This is a genomic window from Mycolicibacter sp. MU0083, from assembly GCF_963378075.1.
Taxonomy (GTDB): Bacteria; Actinomycetota; Actinomycetes; order Mycobacteriales; family Mycobacteriaceae; genus Mycobacterium; species Mycobacterium kokjensenii.
On sequence record NZ_OY726394.1, the window covers coordinates 259,147 to 275,101 of the forward strand.

At 70.9% G+C, this 15,955-nt stretch carries 19 protein-coding genes; 13 read left to right on the top strand and 6 right to left on the bottom strand.

Going from position 1 to position 15,955, the window contains the following annotated elements:
• Positions 1-26: 26 nt before the first annotated feature.
• Genes eccD through eccE form a run of 3 tightly spaced genes read left to right on the top strand, consistent with a single transcriptional unit; the run spans position 27 to position 3,831 of the window.
• Positions 27-1,460 (top strand): type VII secretion integral membrane protein EccD, encoded by a 1,434-nt coding sequence (gene eccD, locus RCP38_RS01205; protein WP_308474886.1) that lies wholly within the window; start codon positions 27-29, stop codon positions 1,458-1,460.
• Positions 1,457-2,851, top strand: coding sequence for a type VII secretion-associated serine protease mycosin (mycP, locus tag RCP38_RS01210; protein WP_308474887.1), 1,395 nt, complete (start codon positions 1,457-1,459; stop codon positions 2,849-2,851). The genes eccD and mycP overlap by 4 nt, the downstream gene beginning before the upstream one ends.
• Complete coding sequence (eccE, locus tag RCP38_RS01215) at positions 2,848-3,831, top strand: type VII secretion protein EccE (protein ID WP_308474888.1); 984 nt, start codon at positions 2,848-2,850, stop codon at positions 3,829-3,831. Before mycP ends, eccE begins: the two co-directional genes overlap by 4 nt.
• On the opposite strand, the gene RCP38_RS01220 is transcribed toward eccE, so the two are convergent.
• Genes RCP38_RS01220 through bluB form a run of 3 tightly spaced genes read right to left on the bottom strand, consistent with a single transcriptional unit; the run spans position 3,828 to position 6,605 of the window.
• Entirely contained in the window at positions 3,828-5,021 is a 1,194-nt protein-coding gene (locus RCP38_RS01220) for an alpha/beta fold hydrolase (protein ID WP_308474889.1), read from the bottom strand. The two genes, eccE and RCP38_RS01220, sit on opposite strands and share 4 nt — an antisense overlap.
• 37 nt (positions 5,022-5,058) lie before the next feature.
• On the bottom strand, positions 5,059-5,958 hold the full coding sequence (locus tag RCP38_RS01225) for an amidohydrolase family protein (protein ID WP_308474890.1): 900 nt from the start codon (positions 5,956-5,958) through the stop codon (positions 5,059-5,061).
• Positions 5,955-6,605 carry a 5,6-dimethylbenzimidazole synthase gene (gene bluB / locus RCP38_RS01230; protein WP_308474891.1) on the bottom strand — a complete coding sequence of 217 codons (651 nt, stop codon included), beginning with the start codon at positions 6,603-6,605 and terminating at the stop codon, positions 5,955-5,957. Before bluB ends, RCP38_RS01225 begins: the two co-directional genes overlap by 4 nt.
• Positions 6,606-6,642: 37 nt before the next feature.
• Between bluB and RCP38_RS01235 the strand changes: the two genes are divergently transcribed.
• From RCP38_RS01235 to RCP38_RS01250, 4 genes are read left to right on the top strand one after another with little or no spacing between them, the layout of a single operon-like run.
• Positions 6,643-6,981, top strand: a complete 339-nt coding sequence (locus RCP38_RS01235) for a hypothetical protein (RefSeq protein ID WP_308474892.1) — start codon at positions 6,643-6,645, stop codon at positions 6,979-6,981.
• A gap of 4 nt (positions 6,982-6,985) precedes the next feature.
• Positions 6,986-7,630, top strand: a complete 645-nt coding sequence (locus tag RCP38_RS01240; protein ID WP_308474893.1) for a phosphatase PAP2 family protein — start codon at positions 6,986-6,988, stop codon at positions 7,628-7,630.
• Complete coding sequence (locus RCP38_RS01245) at positions 7,627-7,869, top strand: hypothetical protein (RefSeq protein ID WP_308474894.1); 243 nt, start codon at positions 7,627-7,629, stop codon at positions 7,867-7,869. The genes RCP38_RS01240 and RCP38_RS01245 overlap by 4 nt, the downstream gene beginning before the upstream one ends.
• Before the next feature lie 42 nt (positions 7,870-7,911).
• Entirely contained in the window at positions 7,912-8,568 is a 657-nt protein-coding gene (locus RCP38_RS01250; RefSeq protein ID WP_308474895.1) for a L,D-transpeptidase family protein, read from the top strand.
• Positions 8,569-8,571: 3 nt separating this feature from the next.
• Here the strand turns inward: RCP38_RS01250 and RCP38_RS01255 are convergent, their stop codons facing one another.
• Entirely contained in the window at positions 8,572-8,874 is a 303-nt protein-coding gene (locus RCP38_RS01255; protein WP_308474896.1) for a DUF732 domain-containing protein, read from the bottom strand.
• 14 nt (positions 8,875-8,888) lie between these two features.
• Complete coding sequence (locus tag RCP38_RS01260; protein ID WP_308474897.1) at positions 8,889-9,203, bottom strand: DUF732 domain-containing protein; 315 nt, start codon at positions 9,201-9,203, stop codon at positions 8,889-8,891.
• 227 nt (positions 9,204-9,430) lie between these two features.
• Here RCP38_RS01260 and RCP38_RS01265 point away from each other — a divergent pair, with 227 nt between their 5' ends.
• Entirely contained in the window at positions 9,431-10,564 is a 1,134-nt protein-coding gene (locus RCP38_RS01265) for a PPE family protein (RefSeq protein ID WP_308474898.1), read from the top strand.
• Positions 10,565-10,575: 11 nt separating this feature from the next.
• Complete coding sequence (locus RCP38_RS01270; RefSeq protein WP_308474899.1) at positions 10,576-11,712, top strand: PPE family protein; 1,137 nt, start codon at positions 10,576-10,578, stop codon at positions 11,710-11,712.
• On the opposite strand, the gene RCP38_RS01275 is transcribed toward RCP38_RS01270, so the two are convergent.
• Complete coding sequence (locus RCP38_RS01275; protein WP_308474900.1) at positions 11,709-12,341, bottom strand: TetR/AcrR family transcriptional regulator; 633 nt, start codon at positions 12,339-12,341, stop codon at positions 11,709-11,711. The two genes, RCP38_RS01270 and RCP38_RS01275, sit on opposite strands and share 4 nt — an antisense overlap.
• Before the next feature lie 39 nt (positions 12,342-12,380).
• On the opposite strand from RCP38_RS01275, the gene RCP38_RS01280 reads away from it, so the two are divergent.
• From RCP38_RS01280 to RCP38_RS01295, 4 genes are all read left to right on the top strand, one after another.
• Complete coding sequence (locus tag RCP38_RS01280; RefSeq protein ID WP_308474901.1) at positions 12,381-13,607, top strand: hypothetical protein; 1,227 nt, start codon at positions 12,381-12,383, stop codon at positions 13,605-13,607.
• A 103-nt stretch (positions 13,608-13,710) separates the two neighbouring features.
• The gene (locus RCP38_RS01285; protein WP_308474902.1) at positions 13,711-14,466 is read left to right on the top strand and encodes a hypothetical protein; all 756 of its coding nucleotides are present in this window, start codon (positions 13,711-13,713) and stop codon (positions 14,464-14,466) included.
• Between the two features lie 64 nt (positions 14,467-14,530).
• The gene (locus tag RCP38_RS01290) at positions 14,531-14,923 is read left to right on the top strand and encodes a hypothetical protein (protein WP_308474903.1); all 393 of its coding nucleotides are present in this window, start codon (positions 14,531-14,533) and stop codon (positions 14,921-14,923) included.
• 67 nt (positions 14,924-14,990) lie between these two features.
• A complete protein-coding gene (locus tag RCP38_RS01295; RefSeq protein ID WP_308477460.1) occupies positions 14,991-15,917 on the top strand; it encodes a glycoside hydrolase family 16 protein in 927 nt (308 codons plus the stop codon).
• Positions 15,918-15,955: the final 38 nt, after the last annotated feature.

Below are 15,955 nucleotides of genomic sequence, written 5' to 3' on the forward strand. Positions count from 1 at the left end.
GTAGAGAAACAGAATAGGGAACACCAATGACCGAAGCTCCGGTGCTGACCAGCGCCGTCATGCCGATCGTCCGCATCGCGGTGCTGTCCGACAGCCGGCTCACCGAGATGGCCGTGCCCGCGGAACTGCCGCTGCGCGAAATCCTGCCCGCGGTACAGCGCCTGGTATCGCCCGACACCGGCGACGACGGCGAATCCGGTGACGGCGCGGCGACCCGGCTGAGCCTGGCGCCGGTCGGCGGCGCTCCGTTCAGCCTGGACGCCAGCCTGGACACCGTCGGGGTGGTGGACGGCGACCTGCTGGCGCTGCGTCCGGTGCCGGTCGGTCCGGCCGCGCCCGGCATCGTCGAGGACATCGCCGACGCCGCCGTGATCTTCTCCGCGTCCCGGCGTAAGCCCTGGGGCGCCCAGCACATTCAGCGTGCCGCGCTGGCCGCCGGATCCGGCCTGGTGCTGGCCGCCACCGGCCTGGCCGCCGCACACCGTGCGCTGACCGGTGAACCGGCCGGCCTGGTCGCGGCCGGCGTCATCGCGCTGCTCACGGTGCTGGCCGCGCTGGCCTGCCGCACCCGGTCGGCCGAGGCCGCCCTGACCCTGTCGATCGCCGCCCTGGCACCGGTCGCCGCGGCCGGTGCCCTGGCCGTGCCGGGAGCGTTCGGTTCGGCACACCTGGTGCTGGGTGCGGCCGCGGTCAGTGCCTGGTCGTTGATCTGCCTGATTTTGCCCCCGGGCGGCCGTGGTGAGCGCGGGATCGCGTTCTTCACCGCTGCGACGGTGGTGGGCGTCGGCGTGCTGGCCGCCGCCGCGGTCAAGACCTTCTGGGCGCTGCCGCCGCTCAGCCTCGGATGCGGCCTGATCGCCGCATCGCTGCTGCTGACCGTTGCCGCACCGCAGGTTTCGGCGTTGTGGGCACGGCTGCCGCTGCCGGTCATCCCCGCCCCGGGCGACCCCACCCCGTCGGCGCTGCCGCAGAGCGTGCTGGAGGACCTGCCGCGCCGGGTCCGGGTCACCGACGCCCACCAGACCGGTTTCATCGCCGGCTCGGTGCTGCTGGCCGTGCTCGGATCGGTCGCGATCGCCTTTGCCCCCGAAGGTCTTTCGGGCTGGGCCTGGTACGTGGTCGCCGGTATCGCCGTCGCCTCGGTGCTGCGGGCGCGGGTGTGGGACTCGGCGTGGTGCAAGGCCTGGCTGCTGGCCGAGCCGCACCTGACCGCAATCGCCCTGCTGGTCGGCTACGCGGCCACCGGTCGCTACGCCGCGGCGCTGGGCGCGGTGCTGGTCCTGACCGCCCTGGTGGCGGTCTGGGCGGTGGTCTCGCTGAGCCCGACCGTCGCGTCGCCGGACAGCTATTCGCTGCCGGTGCGGCGTCTGGTGGGCTTCCTGGCCTCCGGCGTCGACGCCAGCCTGATCCCGGTGATGGCATACCTGGTCGGCATCTTCACCTGGGTGCTGTCTCGATGAAGCAGGCGGTTCGTGCGACGGGCATCGCCGCACTGGCCGTGCTGCTGACCGCCGCACCGGCCCTGGCGATCACCCCGCCGAACGTGGACCCGACGGTGCCGCCGCCCAGTGGGGCGCCCGGACCCGTCGCGGCGATGGAACAGCGCGGCGACTGCGTCAGTTCGGGCCTGCTGCCCGGCGGCGACATCAACGCCACCCCGGCGGGCCAGCGGATGCTGGATCTGCCGTCGGCCTGGCAGTTCACCCGCGGCGAGGGCCAGACGGTGGCCGTCATCGGCACCGGTGTCCGGCCCGGGCCCCGGCTGCCGGTGGTGGACGCCGGCGGTGACTACATCGGCACCACCGACGGACTGACCGACTGCGACGGGCACGGCACGCTGGTGGCCGGCATCGTGGCGGGCCAGCCCGGCGATGACGGCTTCACCGGAGTGGCTCCTGAGGCCAGACTGCTGTCGTTGCGCACCGCGTCGGCCACCATCTCGCCGCGACTGGGCGGGGACGACCCCCGCACCACCCGGGTGGTCACCGACATCACGGCCCTGGCGCGTGCCGTCGTGCACGCCGCCGACCTGGGTGCGCGGGTCATCACCATCTCCACAACCACCTGTGTTCCGGCCGACCACAACGTCGACCAGATGGCACTGGGTGCGGCCCTGCGCTACGCCGCGGTCGAGAAGGATGCGCTGATCGTCGCCGCGGCCGGTGACGCCGGCCAGACCGGCTCGGTCGGCGGCGGAAGCGAAGCGTGCGAGTCCAATCCCCTCACCGACCTGAGCCGACCGCAGGATCCACGCAACTGGGCCGGCGTCACCTCGCTGTCGGTGCCGTCGTGGTGGCACCCCTACGTGCTGTCGGTGGCGTCCCTGTCCGCCGACGGGCAGCCGTCCGGGTTCACCATGGCCGGGCCGTGGGTCGGCATCGCCGCGCCCGGTGAGGACATCGTCTCGGTGAGCAACCGCGACGACGGTGGCCTGGCCAATGCGCTGCCCGGCAACCAGGGCAAGCCGGTGCCGCTCAGCGGTACCGGGTACGCGGCCGGGTACGTCGCCGGGGTGGCCGCACTGGTGCGCAGTCGCTTCCCCGAGCTGACCGCGATGCAGGTCGCACACCGACTGGTCGCCACCGCGCACAACGCGGCGCGCACACCGTCCGCTCTGGTGGGAGCCGGAATCATCGACCCGGTGGCGGCACTGACCTGGGAATTGCCGCCCCTTGCGGACCCGACCGCCGCACCCGCCAAAAAGATCACCCCGCCCCCGGCGCCCGAACCGGCCGACCCGGCGCCGCGCGTCGTGGCCTTCGCCGGAACCGCGTTGCTGGCCGGGCTGGTCGTCGCCGTCGCCACCGGCGCCGCGGCAGCCGCCCGCCGACGAAAGGAAAACCAGCTGTGAGCACCCTCGGAACCACCGTTCCCCGGCCCGGACCGGCCCGAATCACCCTGGTACTGCTGGCCGTGGTGCCCGCGATGATGGCCAGCCCGTGGGAGACCACCGCGCAGCGTTGGGCACTCGCGGTGGGCATCCTGGTGGCGGTACTGCTGCTCGGTTGGTGGCGTGGGCTGCACTTCACCACGATCGCCCGTCGCCGCCTGGCGATGCTGCGCTCGGGCGGCGGTGCGCACTCCGGCCGCCGCGAGGCCTCCGGGGCACGGGCCACCGCCGCGGTGCGGATCACCGCCGGCGCCGCGCAGGACGAGTTGCCGGTGGAGGTGATCGCCGGCTACCTGAACCGCTACGGCCTGCGCGCCGACGGGGTGCGCATCACCAGTCGCACCACCCGCGCGGACGGTGACGCGGCCGGCACCCAGACCTGGGTCGGCCTGACCTGTTCGGCCGCACCGAATCTGGCCGCATTGCAGGCCCGCTCGGCGTCCATTCCGCTGCAGCGGACCGTCGATGTCGCGGTCCGTCGCCTGGCGGATCACCTCCGCGAAATCGGTTGGGAAACCACGATGGTCGCCACCGACGAGATCCCGTCGCTGATCGACGGAAGCGCTCGGGAGACCTGGCGTTCGGTGGTCGACGGCTCGGGTGATCACGTCGCGGCCTACCGGGTCAGCATCGATGCGGCACTGGCGGACACGCTGAGCCGGATCCGGGCCGTCAACGCCGACGAGACGTGGACCGCACTGGAATTCGCCGAGGACGCCGGACGCCGTACCGTCGCGGCGGCCTGCGCGCTGCGGACCGGTGCCGCCCCCGACGGCGGTGCACCGCTGGCCGGTCTGGTGCCGCAACAGGGGGACCACCGTAGCGCTCTGCTGCGGCTGCACCCGTTGTCCGGCGGCGCCCTCGACGGCCACACCCCGCTGCCCGGCGACGATCTCGCCGGCCTGCGGTGGCCGGTGCCGACCGCGGTCGCTGCCCGCTAGAGCATGTACGGCCGCAGGAACTTGGTCATCCTGCGCAGGTAGGTCGGCTGGCTGACGTGCAGGATGTGGTTTCCCGGGAACCAGTGCAGCGCGCACCGATCCCAGTGCTGCCACAGCATTTCGGCTTGTTCCGGCGGAGCCAGGCGGTCGCCCAGGCCGGTGATGATCAGTCGCCGGTCCCGGGCGACCAGCGGGGTGTAGTTCAGCGGCGAATGATAGGCGTTCGCGGCGGCCAGATCTGCTGGGGCGATGTGCCCCATGCGCTGGCCGCCGCGCATCAGCATGTTGGCCGGGAACCAGTCGCGGATCTCGTCTTCGACCGACACCACCGGCACGTTCGGGACCACCGCCTGCAGTCGGGGTTCGACGGCGGCCAGCAGCGCGCTGGTGTAGCCGCCCAGCGACAGGCCGGTCAGTGCGAAGCGATCGACGCCGGTGGACTCCAGATGATCGAGCATCGAACGGAAGTCGTGCACCGCCTGCGCCATCGCTTCGGCGAATCCCGCCATGCCGTGCGAGAAATAACCGTAGCCGCTGAACGGTGAGTGCCTTTCGGCGCGGCGGCCGTGGAACGGCAGGGTGAACAGCGCGATGTCGTAGCCGGACCGGAAAAACCATGGCAGCGAGAAGAAGACACCGTTGAACAGGTACGCCGAACCCATGAAGCCGTGGATGACGCAGAGTGTCGGCCGTGGCCCGTCGTCGTGACGCCAGTGCTGGAACCGCGCGGTGTTGTTGTTCTTCAACGAGTTCCAGGTCTGACGCATCGACGGGTTGACCGCCTGGAACCCGCTGCGGAACGACACGTTCTCGACCGTGCCGTGCGCGATGCGCTCCGCGATGGGATTGGCCCGCCGCGCCGAGACCCGCGGCGGCGCGGCAGGGGCCGGAAAGGACTGCACCGGATCGTGTTCGGCGGCCAACTCGGTGTAGAACGCCAGGCGTTCCCGTTCCTGCCCCGAATCTCTACCGCCCACCACCGTGGCGAGCACTTCCGGAACCATCGCCGCGGCAACCATGGACGCGACCGCGGTCCGCAGCCCGATATCGGCGACCGCCGAGGCGTCCACGATCAACTTCTCCCGCAACGACAACTCGCTGCGCAGCGGCAACCCCCGGGCGTCGGCGTCGGCGCCGGGTACATCGGGAATCGGAATGGGTGAGATCAACGGCGGCACGTCAGTGGTCATGGTCGCCCCCCGGGGTGTCGATGATGCCCTTGCTGCCTCACGCGGATGGTAACCCGATGCCGAACAGTCGCGCGGCGTTGTCGTGGAACACCGCCCGCAACCAGTCGTCGTCGATACCCGGCACGGCGGTGACCGCGTCGAGGGCCTCCCGGTAGCCGTAGGGGATGTTCGGGAAGTCGCTGCCGAACAGGATCCGGTCGCCGGCGGCGCGCAGTCGCGGATCCGCCCCGCCGGGGAACGGCATCATCTCGCCGACGAATGCGGTGAACGCCATGGTGGTGTCCAGATGTACGGCACGCGAATCGAGGCAGATATCGAGGAATTCGTCGTACTCCGGCATGCCCATGTGCGCGATGATCAACGGCAGCCCCGGATGCCGGCCCAGCAGTCGGCGCACCGGTTCGGCGCCGGTGAACCGGCCGGGCTGCGGGCCCGACCCGCAGTGGATGACGACCGGTATCGCGGCGTCCGCGATCGTTCCCCACACCTCGTCGAGCAGCGGATCGTTCGGGTCGTAGTCGCCGACCTGGATGTGCGCCTTGAAGACCCGCGTTCCGCCCCGGATCGCCTCCTCGACGTAGCCGGCGGCCTCCGGTTCGGGATAGAACGTCGCAGTCGGCAGGCAATCCGGTGTCTCGCGGGCGAATTGGGCGGCCCACTGGTTGAGCCAGGCCGCCATCTGCGGCTTGTGCGGGTAGACCAGGGAGGTGAAACGGCGGACGCCGAAGGCACGCAACGCCGCCACGCGTTCGGATTCGGCCAGCCGGTAGTTGATGGGCCAGGGGCGGCCCACCATGGGTCCGGCCGAATCGAAGTACCGCCACACCTTGTCCAGCACCGATTTCGGCATGAAATGGGTGTGGACGTCGATGATTCCGGGCAGGTCGAGGTCGGTCCAGACCGCCCGGACCCCGGCGGCCTCGTCGGCGGGTGTCATGCGCGCTCCCAACTGTTCTCGGATACGAACTCGTCCAGCGGCCGGCGGTAGGCCCAGTCGTCGATCTCCAGGGCCGGACGGTCCGGGAACTCCGGGACCGGGCCCAGGCACAGGATCGCCACCGGATCGGCATCGGCGGGCATGGCCAACAGTTCGGCCAGCGCCCGCGGCTCGAACAACGACACCCAGCCCATCCCCAGTCCCTCGGCCCGGGCCGCCAGCCACAGGTTCTGGATCGCACACGAGACCGAGGCCAGATCCATCTGCGGCAGCGTTCGGCGACCGAAGATATGCGCGTCGCGTCCTTCCCGCAGCGCCACCACCAACAACTCCGCGCAGTCCCGGATGCCCTCCACCTTCAGGGCGAGGAACTCCTGCTCCCGGTGGCCCAGCGCGGCGGCGGTGCGGTGCCGCTCCTCGTCGACCAGGGCGTGGATGCGCTGCCGAAGGGCGTCGTCGGTGATCCGGACGAACCGCCACGGTTGCATCAGGCCCACGCTCGGTGCGGCGTGGGCGGCCGCCAGCAGGCGTGCCAGTACGGCGGTGTCGACCACACTGCCGGGGACGAAGCGGCGCATGTCGCGCCGTTCGGCGATCGCCCGGTACACGGCTTGGCGCTCCTGCCCGGTGAACGAAGGATCAGCCACGCGATCATGGTAGGAGTCACACGAAGGGACGCTCGCCATGAAACGTGCGCAACCGCTCGATCAATTCGCCGGGACCGCCGCCGTCGACCTGGTCTACGGCGAACCCCACCAGACCGCCGATGGCGCCACCGTGATCACCGCCGCGCGTGTCAGCGCGGCGGGTCCGGACGGATCGGCGGTGACCGCGACGCCGCTCGGGGTGATGGTGATCCGCGGCGATCAGGCCCGATGGGTGGCCGCGGTGGATGCCGACCGGATCGCGCTGCTGGGGGTGCTGACCGGGTTGCTGTCGGCGGTCATCGCCTCGCTGGCCGTGCTGCGCCGCCCGCCCTGGCCGGACCTGCGGGCCGTCGGGGCCGGACGCGGGGAGAACTGAGGCGGTGCGAGCTACGTCCGGGCGCACACCGGCACTGATCTCGATCGCCGTCGCCGTGGCGGTCTACGTGACGATGTTGGTGGGCTACCGTCAGGGATGGGGCTGGTTGGCCGGCGCCGATACCGCGGCGCTGAACGCCGGCTACGACATCGCGGTGCAACATCCGGTCTGGGTCAGATTCTGGGACGGGATCTCCACGGTGTTCGAGCCGGCGGTGTTCCGGCTGGCCGGCATGGTGCTGATCGTGGTCGCGCTGCTGCGTCGGCGACCCCGTGCCGCATTGTTCCTGCTGGTGTCGGTGGAGTTGACGTCGATCCTGACGGTGCTGGCCAAAGGGTCGGTGGGCCGGCCGAGGCCGGCGACGGCACTGGTGGCGGCGTCGTCGACGTCGTTCCCGTCCGGGCACGCCCTCGGGGTGGTGATCGGCGTCGGAGCCCTGCTGGCGGTGGTACTGCCGACACTGCGGGCCAACGCCCGGCGGGCGGCGTTGATCGTCGGCGCGCTGGTGGTGGTCGCGGTCGGGGTGGCCCGGGTGGCCCTCAACGTGCACCATCCCTCCGATGTGCTGGCAGGCTGGGCACTGGGTTGGGCATACCTGATGGCCTGGGTGCTGGCGCTCAATCCGGGCGAGGAGGGAGTCCACCGATGAGCGAACATGCCGCCGACCCGGTGGGGGAGCTGGTCTGCTCCCGCAAGGGCTGCAGCGCCGACGCGCTGTTCGGCATGCTGTGGAACAACCCGAAACTGCACACCCCCGAACGTCGTAAGGTCTGGTTGACCTGTCCGGAGCACCGGGAATACTTCCGGGACTATCTGTCCTCGCGCGGTCTGCTCAAATCCGAAGTGCCGGTCGACGAACTGGAACGGCGGAATCCCGGCGCGCCGTGACCGGTGTTTGACCCGCCTCCAGCGTCAACAGATGATGACGGGATGCGCCGATTTCTGAGCTTGTTCAGCGCTGCCCTGTGCACGGCCGTGGTGACGCTGGCCGCCGCACCCGGCGCCCAAGCGGACCTGGTGCCGTGGTTCGCCAAGGCGGTGGGCAACGCCAACCAGGTGATCTCCGTCGTCGGCGTCGGCGGCTCCGACGCCAAGATGGACGTCTACCAACGCGGCCCCACCGGCTGGCAGGCGGTGGCCGCCGGGATTCCCGCCCACGTCGGCTCGGCGGGGATGGCTCAGAAGGCCAAGAGCGGACACCCGGCCACCCCGATGGGCGTCTTCACCCTGCCGTACGCGTTCGGCACCGCACCGAATCCCGGTGGGGGACTGCAGTATGTACAGGTCGGCCCCGATCACTGGTGGGACGGCGACGACAACAGCCCGACCTTCAACACCATGCAGGTGTGCAAGAAGGCGCAGTGCGCGTTCAACACCAACGCGAGTGAGAACCTCGAGATCCCGCAGTACAAGCACGCCGTGGTGATGGGGGTCAACACCGCCCGCACCCCCGGTGACGGCGCGGGCTTCTTCTTCCACACCACCGACGGCGGTCCGACCGCCGGCTGCGTGGCCATCGACGACGCCAAACTGGTGCAGATCATCCAGTGGCTGCGGCCCGGCGCCGTGATGGCGATCGCGCAGTAGATCTCAGGACTGTTCGCAGTAGGCCGCCCGGGCGATGCTCACGAACTGCGACGCCCGGGTCAGCGTCAGGCTCGGGTTGGCGTTCTTGACCGCCTTGGCCGCCTGATTGGCCGAGTGCCCCGAGGTCAGGTAGTCACACACCGAATGCCCGCCGGCCACGGCGTCGGCGGCATCCGGGTAGGTGATGCCCATCTTGTCGAGCGCGCCCAGGAAGTTGCCGTCGCCGGGATCGGCGGCCGCCGGCACGGCCACCCCCAGCGCACCGGCCAGCGCGAACGCGGCCACCAGGTTTCTGCGAGCGGTCATCGTCGTCTCCCGGGTCAGTGGTCGGATTCGTCGGGGCAGAACGCCGCTTCGGAGAAGGCCACGAACCGCGCGGAGTTCTTCACCGACAGGCTCCGGTTGGAGATCCGCACGGCGCGCGCCGCGGCGTCCCGGCTATGCCCGGCGTGCAGGTAGTCGCAGACCTCCCGGCCCACCGCGACGGCGTCCTGCGGTTGGGTGTATTCGATTCCGGCCTGGTCGATCGCGCCGATGAACGCGCCGTCCGGGTCCGGACCGGCGGAAGCGGGAGCCGCAAGGCACAGCAGCCCGGCAGCGCCGGCCGCGGCCACGAACCATCGAAAATGCCTCATAGTCACAGCAGCATCCACTCCACGAATTAACCTGCAGCAGCGCTGAAATGAATTGCGGGTGAACGTAATTACTCTGGCAGATGCCTGTGTGATGGCTGGAAGTTTGACAGTTCACGGAGACGACCACCTCCCGGTAACCCGGGGTTCATTTTCGGCGCGTTTCGTGAGCGCCACCCGGCCGCCTGCCGCTCGCCGCAGACCGGCGGCCACCATCGAGGGAGGGCGTCGTGTATCTGGACTTTGGGGTGCTACCCCCGGAGATCAACTCCGGACGGATCTGTTCGGGCCCCGGATCGGGGTCACTGTTGGCCGCGGCGTCGGCCTGGGAGAACCTCGCCGCCGAACTACACACCGCGGCCGCAAGCTACGCCTCGGTGACCTCGGGGCTGGCCGACGGAGCGTGGACCGGCCCGGCGGCGACGGCGATGGCGGCGGCCGCGGCTCCGTATGCGACGTGGCTGCGCGGTGCCGGAACCCGGGCCGAACAGACCGCACGCCAGGCCGTCGCCGGTGCCGCGGCCTACGCGGAGGCGCTGGCGGCGGTGGTCCCCCCGCCGGCGATCACCGCCAACCGGATGCTGCTGCAGCAACTGGTCGCCACGAACTTCTTCGGGCAGAACTCCCCGGCGATCGGCGAGACCGAAAGCCGGTACGCGCAGATGTGGGCCCAGGACGCGGCCGCAATGTATCGCTACAGCGGATCCGCGGCGGCGGCCTCGACGCTGAACTCCTTCACCCCGCCCCCGCAGACCACCGACGCCGCGGCACCGGCCGCCCAGGCCGCCGCCGGAACGGCCGCCGGAACCGGTGCCGCCGACACGCTGGCATCGATCATCGGGTCGTTCTCGCCCTACACCGGGTTGATCACCCAGGGACTGAGCGCCACCATGACCAGCTGGTCGGGTACGGCGAACATGCTCAGCAACATCAACAACGGCATCGGGCTGGTCGCGTTCAACGCCGAGAACCCCGGCGGCCTCGGCGAGATCCTCAGCCCGCCGAAGATCGGGCCGGCCGGATTGGGGCTGGGCGACCTGGGACTGGGGAAGGCCGGGCTGGCCGGCGTCAACGTGGGCGGCGCGGGGGCACCCCACGCGGGATTGTCGGCCGGCGCGGGCAACGCGCTCAAGATCGGGGCCCTGACCGTGCCGCCCGGTTGGGCGATGCCCGCCACCTCGGCGTCGACGAGCGGGCCGGCGCCGGTCGCCGCGGGCATCTCCGCACCGGCCGGCGGTGTACCGGGTGGAGCGTTCGGTGAGACCATGCTCGGCACCCTGGCCGGCCGCGGACTCGGTGCAGCGACGTCGCGCGCCGCCGCGCAGCGCCGGACCGTGGTGCCCCGCCCGCCGGCCGCCGGTTGATCGGCCCCGCCATGGATTTCGCGCTGCTCCCGCCGGAGGTGAACTCCGGCCGGATGTACACCGGCCCCGGTGCCGCGCCGATGCTCGCCGCGGCCTCGGCCTGGGATGCACTGGCCGCCGAACTGGAGGTCGCGGCCGTCGGCTACGACGGGGTGATCGCGAGCCTGATCGGCCACGCCTGGTCCGGCCCGACATCGGTGGCGATGGCCGGCGCGGCGGCGCCGTATGTGGCGTGGCTGCAGACGGGCGCGGCCAAAGCCGAACAATCCGCGATGCAGGCCAGGGCGGTGGCCGCAGCCTACGAGGCCGCGTTCGCCGCGACGGTCCCGCCCGCGGTGGTGGCCGACAATCGGGCCCTGCTCGCCGTGCTGGTCGTCACCAATTTCTTCGGGCAGAACACCCCGGCGATCGCGGCCGCCGAGGCGGCCTACGCGGAGATGTGGGCGCAGGACGCCGCCGCGATGTACGGCTACGCCGCCACTGCCGCACCGGCCAGCGCCCTGCCGAAGTTCGAGCGGGCGCCGCAGACCACCCACCCGGAGGCCCCGGCGAGCAGCCCGTCGTGGTGGGACACGCTCAACGCCGAGGTGGGCCAGATTTCACCGTTCACCAGCGTCGCCTCCAGCGGGCTGAGCTTCGATTCCGGGATGTACACCGTGGTCAGCAACGGTGCCGGCTGGGGGCGGTTGGTCTACGTCCGCGGTGGCGCCGGCGGGGCGTTGACGTTCGAGGGGATCGGGCCGCGCGGTGTGCTGTCCGCGGCCGCCAGGCCGGTGATCGGACCGGGGCTGGGCAGGGCCGTCCCGATCGGCGGACTATCGGTGCCGCCGAGTTGGGCCGCGGCCGCACCGGAGACGAAGGCGGTGGGCTACACGCTGGCCGCCGCCGAGTCCCCGCGGCCGGCCGCGGTCGGCCTGCCACCGGGAACCGCATGCCAGGAAGCGCTGATGGGAACCACCGCGGGCCAGGGTGCTACTCCCGAGGCCGACGCGCGTCGCACCCGGCAGGCCGGTGGCAAGAAAGACGATCAGGACGCGAAACCGGTCAGCACGTTGACCAACGGCAGTGGCTGGTTGGCGTCGTCGTGGGCGTACCACACCCGGCCGCGTGCTTCCCGGCCGTTGCCGACGCACTGGCGGACCGGCTAGGGCCGGTCCCGGGCGCGCTGCAGATAGTGACTGACCATGTCGATGAGCACCCGCCGCTCGGTCTGCCAGTCGATCGGCTGGCCGATGCTCATCTGCGCCAACACGATTCCCCGCAGCGCAGCCCAGATCACCTCGGCCACACCGGCATCCGCGGGGTCGTCGGAGACCAGCCGGCCCAACCGGTTGATGGCCTCGTTGGTCTGCAGCAGGTGCTCGCGGGACTGTTCGCCCAGGCTGCCGCGGGTGGCCCGCAGGATCTCGAACGCCGCCAGCGAGACCGGGCTGGCGTAGCAGCGCCATGCGGTGTCGACCACCGCCTCGATACGTTCGCGCAACCCCAGTTCGTCGACGTCCACTGCGGACAGGCTGCTCAGCAACTCCGCGACCCCGTCGTCGACCACGGCCATCAGCAGGCCGTTGCGGTCGCCGAAGTGGTATTGGATGACGCCCCAGGTCACCCCCGCCCGCTCGGCCACGTGCTTGGCGGTCGCGGCGCCGAAGCCCTCCTCGGTGATGCAGCGCACCGTCTCGTCGATGATGGCCGCGCGGGTGTCGTCGCCGCGTTTGCGGGGCGCGCTGGTCCGCCGGGTGGGCCCGGAGGCCCGTACGGAACCGGCGGCATCAGTCATTGTTGACTTTATAACATAGACAACACTATTTTTTGATGCGTGACCGAATCCAGGTATGCGTCGCTGTCCCGCGACGAGTTGGCTGTGCTGGTGCCCGAGCTCTTGCTGATCGGGCACATGATCGACCGTTCCGGAATGGCATGGTGCATCTCCGAATTCGGTCGCGAGGAGATGGTGCAGATCGCCATCGAGGAGTGGGCGGGCTCCAGCCCGATCTACACCCGGCGGATGCAGAAGGCACTGGGCTTCGTCGGCGACGACGTACCGACGATCTTCAAGGGCATTCAGTTCGACATCGGATCGCCGCCGCAGTTCATGGACTTCCGCTTCACCGTCCACGACCGCTGGAACGGCGAATTCGAGCTGGCCAGCTGCGGCGCGCTGCTCGACGTGGAACCGATGGGCGAGGACTACGTGTTCGGGATGTGCCACACCATCGAAGACCCGACGTTCGACGCCACCGCGGTGGCCACCAATGTCAAAGCGCAGTGCCGTCCCGTGCACCGGCCTCCGCGCACCCCGGCCGACCGGTCGCCGCACTGCCAGTGGACCGTCATCATCGACGAGTCCTACCCGGACGCCCAGCCGATTCCCGCGCTGGCGGTGATCAGCGAAACCAAGGCCGCCAACTGGGAACTCGCCGACATCGACACCACCGACGAGGGCCTGGCAGACTACACCGGACCGCTGTTGGCCGACGTCGACTTCACCGCGTTCTCCCATTCGGCACTGGTCCGCATCGCCGACGAGGTCTGCCTGCAGATGCACCTGCTCTACCTGTCGTTCGCGCTGGCGGTGCGCGCCCGGGCCGGCACCGAGGAACTGGCCGACTCGGTGGGCCGGCGCCAGCTCACCGGCCTGGCCGGGCTGGCCGCCATGCGGATCAAGAACGCCATGAAGCTCTCCGACGACATCGCCGGGGCACTGCGGACCTTCGAGCTGCATCCGCTGCTCAACCCGACCGGCTACGTCAACGCCGACTTCGGCGACGACGGCTTCACCGTGCGCCCCTCCCCGGCGCACGACGACGCCGCCTGGATCACGCTGTGCTCCCCGCAGGAGGTGGTCCCGCTGCAGGCCATCGCGACCGCGGTCAACCCGCGGCTGCGGGTGGAGGTCGACGGGTCGGACGGCGAATGGACCGCCCGGCTGACCGAAGCCGACACCGAGGCGAAGGAACTGCCCGAGGTGATGGTCGCCAAGGTCAGCGGCGGCGCGAACTTCGTGTTCCGGACCCGCAGGTCATTGCCGCTGACGGTGGTGTGAATCCGCTGATAGCCCGGTTGACGCCGGTGTGTCGGGGTTCCTGACCGATTCGGCGCGGCTTATGGTGGCCGTTCCAGCCGTTGTCGATCCAAGGTAGTCAGCCATGCCCGACCCACGCGACGACGAGGCCACCAGGGCGGCGGATGCTGTCGACGCCACCGACATGGCGCCGACGGCGATGTCCGGTCCCGGCTCCGGTGCCGTCGTAGACGCCTTCGCCTGGTCGCAGGAGGACGGCAGCGCCGGTGTCGAACCGGTGCCCTACGTCGAGGACCTCTACGACCGGGATCCGGGCACCGGACGCCGCCCGGTGACCCCACCGCCGCCGCCGGCCCCGGGCCGTCGGGCCCCCACGCGATGGCCCGCGTATGCGTTCGCCGTCGGACTGCTGGTGGCGGTGATCGCCGTCGCCGGCGCCCTCTACAGCCTGACCCGCGACGACGAGCCCGAAGCCCCGGTCGCGCCCGAGACCAGCGCCGCCGTGGTGCCGCCGTCGCCGACCGCGGAGCCCGCGCCCGTCGAACCCGGTACGCCCGCGCCGTCGTCGGAGGTCGCCCCGCCGCCTCCTCCGGAGACCACCGTCGAGCCGTCCCCGGAACCGACCACCCCCACCACGACGACGTCGGCGCCGCCCACCACAACCAGTACGGCACCGCCGACTACGACCACCACGACCCCCACGACGACCACGGCGCCGCCCACCACGACCACGGCACCGCCGACGACCACCGTCCCCTCGAGCAGTGCGGAACCGCCCACCACCACCGTCCCCACGCCCACCACCGTGCCGATGACCACCGAATACCTGCGGATTCCGCTGGTGCCGGTCCCGATCCCGATCCCGGTACCGCAGAACTGACCGTGGCCGGATCGGCGGCGCGCGGGCACACTGGTGTTCTCGGCCGGTGCGGAAGGGGCAGTCAATGGGCGACAGTGGCGCGTTCGGATTCGAACCCGACGACTTGGACCGGATGATGCGCGAGGCCGGCGAGGGCCTGCGTGCGGCGTTCGACCGGTTCGCGGGCACCTTCGGTACCGCAGGCGAGCGGCCGGGATGGGCCGGGGTCTTCGCCGACCTGGCCAGGGCGGCGCGCCCCGAACCGGCGACCGCCGGCGAGACCGGCGACGGGGTGTGGGTCATCTATACCGTCGGCGACGACGGGGCCGCGCGGGTCGAGCAGGTGTACGCCACCGAGATCGACGCGCTGCGCGCCGGCCAACGCAATCCGGACCCGAAACGGCGGGTGCGTTTCCTGCCGTACGGGATCGCCGTCGGCGTGCTCGACGACAGTGCACCGGACGACGACGTGACATAGCCCACGCCACGGGGCTCGACTTGTTTGACAGCGGTGCGGGGTGGGTTACATTGCCACCGTGTCCGAGATGAACCGCCGCCAGGCCATGATGATGTTGGGTGTTGGCGCGTTCGCCGCCGCAGCCCCGAACCCGCTGGCCAGGGCCGTTCCCGACGTCCCCGGAGCGCCGGGCGATCCGTCGCAGCCGCCGGCCGCGCCGGCCGATCCGGCCGCCCCCGCGGCACCCGCGACACCGGCGGCGCCCGCCACCCCGGCCGCCAAGCCGGTGAGCTACATCTGGCACGACGAATTCGACGGCCCGGCCGGTTCGGCGCCCGACCGTTCCAAGTGGACGATCTCCAACCACCGCACCCCGATCCGCCGTCCCGTCGGCTGGGACCGGCCGGAGTTCTTCCACCAGTACCGCGACAGCCGCAAGAACGTCTTCCTCGACGGGAACTCCAACCTGGTGATCCGGGGCACCAAGGAGGGCCCCAACACCTTCTTCGGCGGTCTGGTGCACGGCAACTGGCGGGGCGGCATCGGCACCACCTGGGAAGCGCGAATCAAGTTGAACTGCCAGACCTCCGGGTGCTGGCCGGCCTGGTGGCTGTCCAACGACGACCCGGGCCGGGAAGGCGAGATCGACCTGATGGAGTGGTACGGCAACGGTGAGTGGCCGTCGGGCACCACCGTGCACGCCAACCCCTACGGCACCGCGTTCGAAACCCACCCGATTCCGGTCGACGGCAACTGGCACAACTGGCGGGTCACCTGGAACCAGAGCGGGATGTACTTCTGGCTGGACTACGCCGAGGGCATGGAGCCCTACTTCACCCTGCCGGCCGTCGGCATCGAGAACATCGACGAGCCGGGCCGCGAGTGGCCGTTCAACGACCCGGGTTACACCGTCTTCCCGATCCTGAACCTGGCCGTCGGCGGCTCCGGGGGCGGCGACGCCCGGCAGGGGAACTACCCGGCGGACATGCTCATCGACTGGGTGCGGGTGTTCTAGGCGACGTCGGTCTCCCGGTTGGTGTCGGCGGACTGTTG